We start from the raw sequence: 11,196 nt of genomic DNA on the forward strand, positions 1-11,196 counted from the left end.
CAAACCCCTCCAACACCCCGGCCCCGGCGGGCGAGGCGCACGGCGGGCACTGACCCCTCACACCACCCGCGCCGACCGGCGCGATCGAGCGAGCGCCCGGGCCCCCAACACGCGGGGCGGGGCGCTCGCTTTCTCCGACCGGTGTACAGACGGAAGAACCGCACCCTGCTAAGGGTGCGGTTCTTCCGTCATACGGGTGCCGCTCCGTGGAGGCGTCGGGATCAGGGCTCGAACTTGTACCCGAGACCGCGCACGGTCACGATGTGCTGCGGCGCGGACGGCTCCGGTTCCACCTTGGAACGCAGCCGCTTGATGTGCACGTCCAGGGTCTTGGTGTCCCCCACGTAGTCGGAACCCCACACCCGGTCGATGAGCTGGCCCCGGGTGAGCACGCGGCCCGCGTTGCGCAGCAGCATCTCCAGCAGTTCGAACTCCTTGAGCGGCATGGCCACCGGCTCCCCGCCCACGTGGACCACGTGACGCTCGACATCCATCCGCACGGGACCCGCGGCGACCGTGGCCGTGATCAGTTCCTCCGGTTCGGAACGCCGCCGCAGCACCGCCCGGATCCGCGCCACGAGTTCGCGCGACGAATACGGCTTGGTCACGTAGTCGTCCGCGCCGAGCTCCAACCCGAGCACCTTGTCGATCTCCGCGTCCTTGGCGGTGAGCATGATAATCGGGACCGTGGAGCGCTGCCGGATCTGTTTGCAGACCTCGGTCCCCGACTGGCCGGGCAGCATGAGGTCCAACAGGACGAGGTCCGCGCCGGTGCGGTCGAACTGCGCCACGGCCTCGAGCCCGTCCGCGACCACGGTGACCTCGAACCCCTCACGGCCCAGCAGGTACGCCAACGGGTCGCTCAGGGATTCCTCGTCCTCGATCATGAGAATCTGGGTCACGCGCGCTCCTCCACTCGCTGTTTACGCAGCCCTCCGCGCGGGGGCTCCGCCTGGTCCTCGGGTTCCTCCATGGGCGGCAGCACGAGGGTGAACGTGGACCCCCGGCCCGGCTGGGACCACACGGAGACCTCCCCGCCGTGCTGCGCCATGACGTGTTTGACGATGCTCAATCCCAGACCGGTACCCCCGGTCTGGCGGGACCGAGCGCTGTCCACCCGGTAGAAACGTTCGAAGATCCTGTCCTGCTCGGTCTCCGTGATGCCGGGGCCCTGATCCGTGACGGTGATGTGCGCCATCCCCTCCCGCTCCCGCAGGCCGATGCCCACGCGGGTGTTCTCCGGGGAGTACCGCACGGCGTTGTCGATCAGGTTGCGCACCGCGGTCACGAGCATGTCCGGGTCCCCGAACACGGGGGTCTCGATCCGCCCGCCCACCTTGATGCTGATGTTCTTGGCCTCCGCGGCCAGTTTGTTCCGGTCCACGGCCTCACGCACCGCGCGGTTGAGATCCACGGCAGTGCCTTTGGCCACCACGTCCGTGGCCTGCAACCGGGACAGTTCGATGATGTCCTGCACGAGCGCACTCAGCCTCATGGACTCGCGTTGCAGGCTCGCGGCGAAGTGGCGGACCGCGTCCTGGTCCTCCGCGGCGTCCTCGATGGCCTCGGACAACAGGCTGATGGCGCCCACGGGCGTCTTCAACTCGTGGGAGACGTTGGCCACGAAGTCGGTGCGGATGGACTGGGCGCGCACGATCTCGGTCTGGTCGTCCGCGAGCAACAGGATGTACTCGTCCGCGATGGTCACGACCCGCACGTCCAGCACGATCGACCCGTGTTGGAACTGCCCGCGGGTCAGCTCCAGGCGCTTCTCCTCCACGACGCCGTTGCGGCGCGTATTGCGGATCATCTCCAGCAGGTCCTGGTGCACCACCGTGTGCCCGCGCACAATCCCGTACGCGTAGGACGCGGGGGACGCGCGCACGACGCCGTCCACGCCGTCGACCACGACGTACGCGAGGCCCAGTGCCGCGAGGATCTCCGCGGTGCCCTCGGGCAGCGTGGGCTCCTGGACGTCCGCCAGCGAATGGCGACGCCGCTGGCTCACCCGCACGGCGATCACCCCGCTGATGCCGAGCAAGAAGCCGATGAAACCGGCCAGCAGGGCAATCGACGTATCGCTCACGGTGTCAGCTTAGACGGCCCGCCCGGACGCACCCCGGTGATCCGCGCCCCGTGGGGGCCGGTTCAACGAACGTTCACCTGGGGATGACGATTCGTTCACGGCAGCCTGTGAACCTGGTCGGGCGCGTGCGAATTCGTCGTGCCGCTCCCCCGATGACATCCCGATGGCACCCGGCCCACTCAACCCGCGTAGGCTACGGACCAGGACTTGCCATGAACGAAAGGACGCCCCCTGTGCGTAAGGTTTTCCAGGCTGAGCTCCACCAGGTCGGTGAGGAGCTGATTCAGATCGCCACGCTCGTGCAGCAGGCATTGGGCAGCGCCCGCACCGCATTCCTCGACGCCGACATCCAGGTGGCCGAAGAGGTCATCTCCAACGACGCTCGCATCGACTTCCTGCAGAACGATCTCGATGAGCGTTCCATCGACATCCTGGCCCTGCAGTCCCCCGTGGCCTCCGACCTGCGCATGATCGTGGGCGCGTTGCGTATGAGTGCCTCGCTCGAGCGCATGGGCGACCTGGCCCGCCACCTGGCCCAGCTGGCCCGGTTGCGCTTCCCCGAGCCCGTCCTGCCCGAGGCCATGCGCGGGCACTTCGAGGAGATGTTCGACATCGACGCGCGTCTGGTCGAGCGCGTGATCTCCGTGCTCGAGGACCGGGACATCTCCGAGGCGGACCAGATCTTCGCCCTGAAGTCCGAGCTGAACCTCAAGCACCAGCAGGTGTTCGAGATGCTCGCGGATCCCGACTGGGATTCCTCCGTGCCCACCGCGGTGGACGTCACGCTCGCTTCCCGCTACCTCGAACGCATCGGTGACCACGGCGTCTCCGTGGCCCGCAAGGTCTCCTACCTCGTGACCGGCGACTGGGCCCCCGCGACCGACAGCCACCCCACCGGCCACGGACACATCGGCGCCGACGCCGGCGAGTGAGCGGTGCGGGTCCCGGTGGCGTGAGCCGCCGGAACCCGTGACGGCGCGCCCCGGGTGGGATCATCCGGGGACCGGCCCGAGCGGCGTCGTCCGATCGCTCCGAACGGCGGCGTACACGCGGCCCCGCGAGACACGGCGACAATGAGAATCCCCGGCACCGAAGTGTGCCGGGGATTCTTCACGGTGCCAGAAGGGTTACTTCTTGCCCTGGTTGGCCACGGCCTTGATGGACTCGGCGGCGGCGTCCGGGTCCAGGTAGCGCCCACCGGGGGTCACGGGCTTGAGGTTCTGATCCAGCTCGTAGTACAGCGGGATGCCCGTGGGGATGTTCAGCCCGGCGATGTCGTCGTCCGAGATGCCGTCCAGGTGCTTGACGAGTGCGCGCAGCGAGTTGCCGTGCGCGGCCACGAGGACCGTCCTGCCACTCTTGAGATCGGGGACGATCTGCTCCTCCCAGTACGGCAGGAACCGCTCCAGGACGTCCTTGAGGCACTCGGTGCGGGGCAGGTCGGCGACGTCCGCGTAGCGGGGATCCCCGGCCTGCGACCACTCGGAGGAATCGTCCAGGGCGGGCGGCGGGGTGTCGTAGGAACGGCGCCAGACCATGAACTGTTCCTCGCCGTACTGCTCGCGGATCTCCGCCTTGTTCTTGCCCTGCAGGGCACCGTAGTGGCGCTCGTTGAGCCGCCACGACCGCTTGACGGGGATCCAGAGGCGGTCCGCGGCGTCGAGCGCGAGGTTGGCGGTGTTCATGGCGCGGCGCAACAGGGACGTGTGCACCACGTCCGGCAGCAGCTGGTTCTCGGCGATCAGTTCACCGCCGCGGGTGGCCTCGGCGCGGCCCCTGTCCGTGAGCGGGACGTCCACCCAGCCCGTGAACAGGTTCTTCTCGTTCCAGTCGGACTGACCGTGGCGCAGCAGGATGAGCTTGTGGGTAGCGGAATCGTTAGCCATGGGGCCATTGTCCCACCCCGGGGCCACCGAGGGAACGCGTGTCGTGACGTGCGCACTACAGTGTGGATGTGCCAACCCAGCCCCGCCCCGTGGGATCGATCACCCGCGGGACCACGAACCCGAACCGCCTCCGGCGCGCGGACCGGTACCTCACCGGGGTCCTGGCCCCGCTCGTGCGCCGGGCATACGACCCCCTGCTCGTGGACCTGGGGTTCGGGGCGGCCCCGATCACCGCGGTCGAGCTGTGGCAGCGGGCGCGCACGGTGCGCCCGGACGTGGAGGTCATGGGCATCGAGATCGACCCGGACCGGGTGGCCGCGGCCCAACCCCACACCCGCCCGGGGCTGTCCTTCCGGTGTGGGGGCTTCGAGATCCCCTCGGGGTCACGCTCCCCGGTCTTCGTACGCGCGTTCAACGTGCTGCGGCAGTACCCGGTGGAAGAGGTCCCCGCCGCGTGGCACCTCGCGTGCGGGCGGCTCGCGCCGAACGGGGTCCTGATGGACGGCACGTGCGACGAGATCGGGCGCCTGGCCACGTGGTTATGTTGCACCGTGGAGGGCCCCCGCACCTTCACCGTGAGTATGCGTCCAGGTGCGTTCACCGTGCCCTCGGACGTGGCCGCACGACTGCCCAAGGCGTTGATCCACCGTAACGTCCCGGGCGAGCGGGTCCACGCATTCCTCGCGGCCGCCGACGCCGCGTGGCTGGCCAACGCGGCCCTGTCACCATTCGGTCATCGACAGCGCTGGACGGCGATGTGCCGGGACCTGCGCGCCGCCGGGTGGCCCGTACTGCACGGGCCCCACCGGTGGCGGCTCGGGGAACTCACGGTGCCGTGGTCCGCGGTCGCGCCGGACGAACCGGGATGGCGCGTCGAGGGCTGACCCACCGAGCCCGTGGGAGGTCGACCCCACGGTGGCTCGACATGCGCTCCGGGAGAGACCTCGAACGGTAAATGCCTACTACTAGTACCCGGGGTTCTTGGACTCGCCCGAGACAGCGGGGCGCACGTCCGCGAGGTACACCCCGGTGATCGTCGCGGCGATCAGCATGAGGATCAACGAGCCGGTCCCCGGGACACCCACGGCCAGCAGCGTGAGGGTGGAGAACACTGCACTGAACACGGACACCACCGCGGCGCCACCTGTCAGGGCGAGCCAGAACGTCTTGGTCCGCTTCCACGCGCGTTCGAACTGCACCGCCGAACGCCGCAAGCAGTCGAACACCGCGAGCAGCGCGAGGACGGCCACCACCAGGGTGATGGCGTAGTCCAGGTAGTTCGCCAGAACGATGGCCCAAGGAATGGAAGTCACGGGGTCAGTCTATCGATCCGCGAGCGCGTCGAGTCCGGCCCGGAGGTCCTCCCAGAGGTCCTCCACGTTCTCGATCCCCACGGACAGGCGCAGCAGGTTCTCGGGGACGGTCTCCGGTTCGTCGTGGTGGCGACGACGCCGCTCGATCAAGGACTCCACCCCGCCCAGGGACGTGGCGGGGGTCCACACGCGAAGGTCCGTCAGGAGACGTTCGGCCGCAGCGACGTCGCCGTGGGGGACCACCGAGATCACCGAACCGAAACCGCCCTGCAATTGCGCGGTGGCGCGCTCGTGGCCGGGATCGGACGCGAGGCCCGGGTAGCGCACGTGGGCCACGGCGGGGTGGGCCTCGAGCCGGCGGGCCAGTTCCGCGGCGGTGGCCATGGAACGTTCCACGCGCACCGCGAGGGTACGCACGCCGCGCAGCGCGAGCCACGCTTCGAAGGGGCCGGGGATCCCGCCCTCGAGAGATCGCTGGGAATGCAGGCGTTGCCGCAGCTCGGGCGTGGCGCACAGCACCGCACCCATCAACACGTCCGAGTGACCGGCGATGTACTTGGTCGCGGAATGCACCACCAGATCCGCCCCCACGCCCAGGGGACGCTGCAGCAGGGGCGTGGCGAACGTGTTGTCCACGCACGTGAGCACCCCCTTTTCCCGTGCGGCGCGCACGAGTGCGGGCACGTCCGCGATCTCGAGCATGGGGTTGGTGGGGCTCTCGACCCAGAGCATGTCCGCGCCGTCGAGTGCCGCGGAGGTGGCCTCGGTGTCCGTGATGTCCACGGTGCGCACCGTGAAGATGCCGCGCTCCTGCCATGTGTGCGCGAGCGCCACGCTGCCCTGGTAGCTGTGGCGCGGCAGCACGAGCGTGCCGCCCACGGGCACGAGGGTGAGCACCGCGGTGATCGCGGCGAGCCCGGACGCGTAGGACAGCGCGGGGCACGGGGCCTCCTCGAGCTGGGCCAGGACGTCCTCGAACGCCTCCCACGTGGGGTTGGTCAGCCGAGCGTAGGTGCGGTCCGCGGGGTCGAGCTCCCCGGTGCCCCGGTAGGTGGAGGTCAGCACCACGGGCGGGTTCACGGGCGCGTCGTGTTCGTGGTCGGGGCGGCCGCCGGCGACCACCACGGTGTCTTTACGCATTGCTCCAGCCTAATCCCGCGGCGCCGTGCGGCCCGTCCTGTGGACGCCCACGGCACCGCTGTAGCTGTCGGGTGCGATCGCTACAGTGGGGGCGTGAAGCAATCAGCGCGCGGGGCCCTCATCGTGTTCGAAGGCGGTGACGGCGCCGGGAAGTCCACCCAGGCTGCGGCGCTCGTGGCCGCCCTGCGCCGCGACGGTCGTACCGTGACGCCCACGCGCGAGCCCGGGGGCACACCCCTCGCGGAATCTGTGCGCGCGCTCGTGCTCGATCCCTCCCACGCGCCGGTGTCCGCGGTGACCGAGGCACTGTTGTTCGCGTCCGCGCGCGCGGACCACGTGGCGCGCAGGATCCGCCCCGCCCTCGAGCGCGGGGAGGTCGTGATCTGCGACCGGTTCGTGGACTCCTCCGTGGCGTACCAGGGGGCGGGACGCGGGCTGGGCACCGAACGCGTGCTCGAACTGAACCGGTGGGCCGTGCAGGGTCTCGTCCCGGAGCTCACCGTGCTGTTGGACGTGGACCAGACCACCGCCGAGGCCCGACGCCGCGAGCGCGCCCTGGCCACGGACCGCATGGAGTCCGAGGCGCGGGCGTTCCACGACGCCGTCAACGCGGCCTTCCGCGAGCTCGCCGCGCATGCACCCTCCCGCTACCTGGTCCTGGACGCGTCCGCGCCCGCGGCCGAGCTCACGGACGCGATCGTGGACCGGGTCACCGGGATCCTCGCCGAGCGCACAGAGGTCTCCGCGTGAGCGTGTGGGACGAGGTCGTCGGTCAGCCCCGCGTGGTGGAGCAGTTACAACGCGCGGCCCGCGACAACGACCCGACCCACGCGTGGCTGTTCACCGGGCCCCCGGGCTCCGGTCGCTCCACGGCCGCGCGCGCCCTGGCCGCAGCGCTGTTGTGCGAGCACGGCACGGGCTGCGGCACGTGCCACGCGTGTCGCACGGCGTTCGCCGGGACCCACGCGGACGTGACCCATTTCGTCACGGAGAACCCGCAGATCAGCATCGAGGAAGCCCGCGAGCTCGTGGTCAAGGCGCAGGACCGGCCCTCCGTGGGCTCGTGGCGGATCATGATCGTCGAGGACGCCGACCGGATGACCGAGCGCACCTCCAACGTGATGCTCAAGAGCATCGAGGAACCCCCTCCGCACACCATCTGGTTGTTGTGCGCCCCCTCCCCCATGGACGTGCTCGTGACCATCCGTTCCCGCTGCCGCCCCGTGACCCTCAAGGTCCCGTCCCCCGAGGACGTCGCCCGGTTGCTCGTGGCCCGGCACGGGGTCCCGGAGCAGCGCGCCATCGAGTGCGCGCGGTTGTCCCAGTGCCACGTGGGCGTGGCCACGCGACTCGCCCTGTACGACGACGCCCGCACCCGCCGCCAGGAGGTCGTCTCCCTGCCACTGTCCATGCACGGGGTGACCCGGGCGGTCAAGGCCGCGGACCGCTTGCACCGCCTCGCCGTGGACGAGTCCACCGCGGACGCCGAGGCCCGCAACAACGAGGAACGCGCGCAGTTGCTCGCGGCCATGGGTGCCCCCGAAACCGGCCGTGTGCCACCCGCCATCCGGGGTGCCCTCAACCGGCTCGAAGCCGATCAGAAGCGACGCTCCCGGCGCATCCAGACCGACACCCTGGACCGCTTCCTGATCGACCTCACCACGTTCTACCGGGACGTGCTGAGCGTTCAGCTCGACACCGGGACGGCCCTGATCAACCAGCACCTGGGTGAGCAGATCCACGGGTACGCGACCAACACCACCGCCGAGCACACCTTGCACAAGATCGACGTGATCAGCGAGACCCGGCGCCGCATCCGCACCAACGTCAGCGCACAACTCGCTTTCGAGGCCATGATGGTGGCCATCGTCTGAGCCGAGAGGACCCCGTGAACCGTTCCCTCCCCCGCCGCCTGGCCGTCCTGCTGTGCACCGCCGCGCTGGCCTTGACCGCGTGCGCCGATCCCTCCCGGGAGTCCGGCGCCCGGGGCAGCGCGGACCCGGACGTCACCTCCGGCGTGGACTCCGCGCTGACGTCCTACTACACCCAGACGCCGCAGTGGCGGGAGTGCACCAAGACCTCCGAACGGCAACAGTTCCCGAGCGGTCTGGAGTGCGCGAGCATCACGGTCCCCGTGGACTACGCGAACCCCTCCGCAGGTGACACCACCGTGGAGATCGCCCGGTTGAAGGCCACCGGCTCCTCCCCCGCGGGTGCCCTGTTCCTCAACCCCGGCGGGCCGGGCGGATCCGGCGTGGACATGATGGGCTCCGCAGACTACTTCACGGCCAAGGAGGTGCGCAGGAAGTACGACCTCGTGGGGTTCGACCCCCGCGGTGTGGACCGTTCGGACGGGATCCGCTGTCTCACGGATCCGGAGATGGACCAGTGGCGTTCCGAACCGGCCTTCGACCCGCGCCGGCAGTCCCTGGACGAGGTGCGGCAGAGCTCCCGGGAGATCGGTGAGAAGTGCCACGAGCACTCCTCGGCCGTGGTCTCCCACATGGACACCCAGAGCGTGGCCCGGGACCTGGACGTCCTGCGCGCCGTCCTGGACCAGCCCGCGACCCACTACCTGGGGTTCTCCTACGGCACCGAGATCGGCGCCACGTACGCGCACCTGTTCCCCCAGCGTGCCGGGCGCATGGTGTTGGACGGCGCCGTGGACCCCACCCTGGACGATCGCGCCACCACGCTCGCGCAGGCCAAGGGCTTCGAGGACAACCTGCGCCACTTCGTGGCCGACTGCCAGGAGACGAACAACGACTGCGCCGTGGCCGGCGCGGACGTGGACGCGGGGATGGCCACCATCCAGCGCATGTTGCGCTCGGTGGCCCAGGACCGCCCCACGGTCTCGGACGGACGCTCCGTGACGCCGACCAATGCGATCGAGGGGATCCTGGTCCCCCTCTACTCGACCGCCTCGTACCCGCAGCTGAACTCCGCCCTGCAGCAGGCCCTGGACGGCAACCTGGACGCGCTCATGGCGTTCTCCGACTCCAACCACGGGCGTGAACCCTCCGGGAAGTACACGTCCAACGTGTCCATGGCGTTCACGGCGGTCTCCTGCCTGGACACGGTGTCCAACGACGTCACGGACGAACAGATGGCCCGGGCGGCCCGTGAGATGACCCAGCAGGCCCCCACGTTCGGTCCCTACCTGGGTTATGGTGCGGCCGCGTGCCAGGGCTGGCCGGACAAGCCCGTCAAGCCCTTGGACACGTATCGGGCGGATCTGGAGACTCCCACCCTGGTGATCGGCACGACCCACGATCCCGCCACCCCGTATCCGTGGGCCCATTCCCTGCAGCAGCAGATGGGCGACGCCCGTCTGCTCACCCACGAGGGATACGGGCACACCGCCTACACCTCCGGCAACCCCTGCGTGACCCGCGCCGTGGACGACTACCTCCTGGACGGCACCCTGCCGGACGAGGGTGCCACGTGCGGTGACTGAGGCCCGCCGCCGGGTGCCATCCACGCGGCCACCGGCCCCTGTACCCGGGTGATCCGTGATTGGTGGTGTTCCGGCCCGATCTGATACTGTTTCCGGGTGCATCTGGGCCGCAATGGTCCCGGTCACGCCGCCTTAGCTCAGTCGGTAGAGCGATTCACTCGTAATGAATAGGTCGCCGGTTCGATTCCGGCAGGCGGCTCCATGGACCATCCCCGTTCTCCCCGGCAGGACCTGCTGCGCGGAGGGCGGGGATCGTCATTTCCGCGCCTGCTCCCTGTTTAGTGCGGCTGGCCCCTGCCACCCGCCCTCCGTCGGCCGGCATCTGTGGTTTCAGGCCTGTGGGTCCTTACGCCGGTGACATATTGGCAACGATTTCGCGCAACACTTCCTAAACACAACGCTGTTCCATAACATATGTGTCAGGACGTTGTGGCTCTGGCTGCCCAATGATCCAGGACAGGGGACACCATGGCGCCCCGGGGGTTCCTTCAATCGGCCGAGATCCACGACCGACGGGCAAGGGGAACCCCCGGAGCCCCTCCCGAGCCTGAGACGCCACCGTCCACACCCACATTTGTTGCCTGCGGGCATCGGGTGCGCTGAGGGTGCAATACCTCTGAGACACCGCTCATCCGATGTGAACGTCAACCACCCAGGGGAACGTCAACCATCCCGAGAGACGTAACGGATCCGATCACACACCCGTTACCCGGTGGGACCCTCAATCCTCCGGCGAGTGCTCCGCATGCTCACCGAGCAGCCGCTCCGCCGCAGTTACGTACTCCGTCACGACCGTTGAGCGGCGTTGGATGGCGCTCACACCCTGCGATGGTGCCGAGAGCTGCTCGGGGGACCCAGCGGCGTCGCCCCCGGAACCTGGCTCACCCACGAGACCCGACGTCCCCTCCCCCGCCATACCCGACGCGAACGAATGGGCATGGGAACCCGCGGCGAACCGCGCCATGGTGAGCGCCTCCGCGGCCTGGGCCATGGAATTGCCGGCCCGGGAGAGCTGCCGGTGCACGTCCGAGAGGTAACCGTCCGTGGAGTGCGGGATGTCCTGCGAGCGCGATGGGGCGCGCACGTGCGCCTCCATGCACACGGCGCGCACCCTGGGCAACAGGTCCGCGAGGTCGTTGGCCACCGGCACGGCGGCGGCGCGCAGTTCGGGGTCGCGCACGGATTCCAGGATCTGGTGGTAGCGGTCCAGGCCGCGCTTGAAGCGGTCGTGGGCCCGGCGCCAGACGCCCTCGCCCAGTTCACGTTCGTCGCGGCGCGTGGCCCTGTAGTCGCTGAAGAAACCCACCGATACCC

At 69.5% G+C, this 11,196-nt stretch carries 11 protein-coding genes and 1 tRNA gene; 6 read left to right on the forward strand and 6 right to left on the reverse strand.

All coding sequences use genetic code 11. The annotated features are described in order from the left end of the window. Positions 1-221 precede the first annotated feature (221 nt). The gene (locus tag A5728_RS06500) at positions 222-887 is read right to left on the reverse strand and encodes a response regulator transcription factor (RefSeq protein ID WP_241181152.1); all 666 of its coding nucleotides are present in this window, start codon (positions 885-887) and stop codon (positions 222-224) included. An 11-nt stretch (positions 888-898) separates the two neighbouring features. Then, complete coding sequence (locus A5728_RS06505) at positions 899-2,086, reverse strand: cell wall metabolism sensor histidine kinase WalK (protein WP_064846277.1); 1,188 nt, start codon at positions 2,084-2,086, stop codon at positions 899-901. Between the two features lie 233 nt (positions 2,087-2,319). Here A5728_RS06505 and phoU point away from each other — a divergent pair, with 233 nt between their 5' ends. Then, complete coding sequence (phoU, locus tag A5728_RS06510; protein ID WP_064846278.1) at positions 2,320-3,018, forward strand: phosphate signaling complex protein PhoU; 699 nt, start codon at positions 2,320-2,322, stop codon at positions 3,016-3,018. Between the two features lie 195 nt (positions 3,019-3,213). Here phoU and A5728_RS06515 read toward each other — a convergent pair whose 3' ends face one another. Further along, complete coding sequence (locus A5728_RS06515) at positions 3,214-3,972, reverse strand: phosphoglyceromutase (RefSeq protein ID WP_064846279.1); 759 nt, start codon at positions 3,970-3,972, stop codon at positions 3,214-3,216. A 68-nt stretch (positions 3,973-4,040) separates the two neighbouring features. Here A5728_RS06515 and A5728_RS06520 point away from each other — a divergent pair, with 68 nt between their 5' ends. Continuing rightward, positions 4,041-4,856, forward strand: a complete 816-nt coding sequence (locus A5728_RS06520) for a hypothetical protein (protein WP_064846280.1) — start codon at positions 4,041-4,043, stop codon at positions 4,854-4,856. Positions 4,857-4,937: 81 nt separating this feature from the next. Here A5728_RS06520 and A5728_RS06525 read toward each other — a convergent pair whose 3' ends face one another. Then, on the reverse strand, positions 4,938-5,285 hold the full coding sequence (locus A5728_RS06525; RefSeq protein ID WP_064846281.1) for a DUF2516 family protein: 348 nt from the start codon (positions 5,283-5,285) through the stop codon (positions 4,938-4,940). Between the two features lie 9 nt (positions 5,286-5,294). Continuing rightward, a complete protein-coding gene (locus A5728_RS06530; protein ID WP_064846282.1) occupies positions 5,295-6,425 on the reverse strand; it encodes a PLP-dependent aspartate aminotransferase family protein in 1,131 nt (376 codons plus the stop codon). Between the two features lie 93 nt (positions 6,426-6,518). Here A5728_RS06530 and tmk point away from each other — a divergent pair, with 93 nt between their 5' ends. From tmk to A5728_RS06550, 4 genes are all read left to right on the forward strand, one after another. Then, positions 6,519-7,175, forward strand: a complete 657-nt coding sequence (gene tmk, locus A5728_RS06535; protein WP_064846283.1) for a dTMP kinase — start codon at positions 6,519-6,521, stop codon at positions 7,173-7,175. Continuing rightward, positions 7,172-8,299 carry a DNA polymerase III subunit delta' gene (locus tag A5728_RS06540; protein WP_064846284.1) on the forward strand — a complete coding sequence of 376 codons (1,128 nt, stop codon included), beginning with the start codon at positions 7,172-7,174 and terminating at the stop codon, positions 8,297-8,299. The genes tmk and A5728_RS06540 overlap by 4 nt, the downstream gene beginning before the upstream one ends. Before the next feature lie 14 nt (positions 8,300-8,313). After that, the gene (locus tag A5728_RS06545; protein ID WP_064846285.1) at positions 8,314-9,882 is read left to right on the forward strand and encodes an alpha/beta hydrolase; all 1,569 of its coding nucleotides are present in this window, start codon (positions 8,314-8,316) and stop codon (positions 9,880-9,882) included. Positions 9,883-10,008: 126 nt separating this feature from the next. Next, positions 10,009-10,084: transfer RNA gene (locus A5728_RS06550), tRNA-Thr, on the forward strand. 519 nt (positions 10,085-10,603) lie between these two features. On the opposite strand, the gene A5728_RS06555 is transcribed toward A5728_RS06550, so the two are convergent. Next, positions 10,604-11,188, reverse strand: coding sequence for a hypothetical protein (locus A5728_RS06555; RefSeq protein ID WP_064846286.1), 585 nt, complete (start codon positions 11,186-11,188; stop codon positions 10,604-10,606). Positions 11,189-11,196: the final 8 nt, after the last annotated feature.

Source organism: Kocuria sp. ICS0012 (assembly GCF_001665945.1).
GTDB classification, from domain to species: domain Bacteria; phylum Actinomycetota; class Actinomycetes; order Actinomycetales; family Micrococcaceae; genus Kocuria; species Kocuria marina.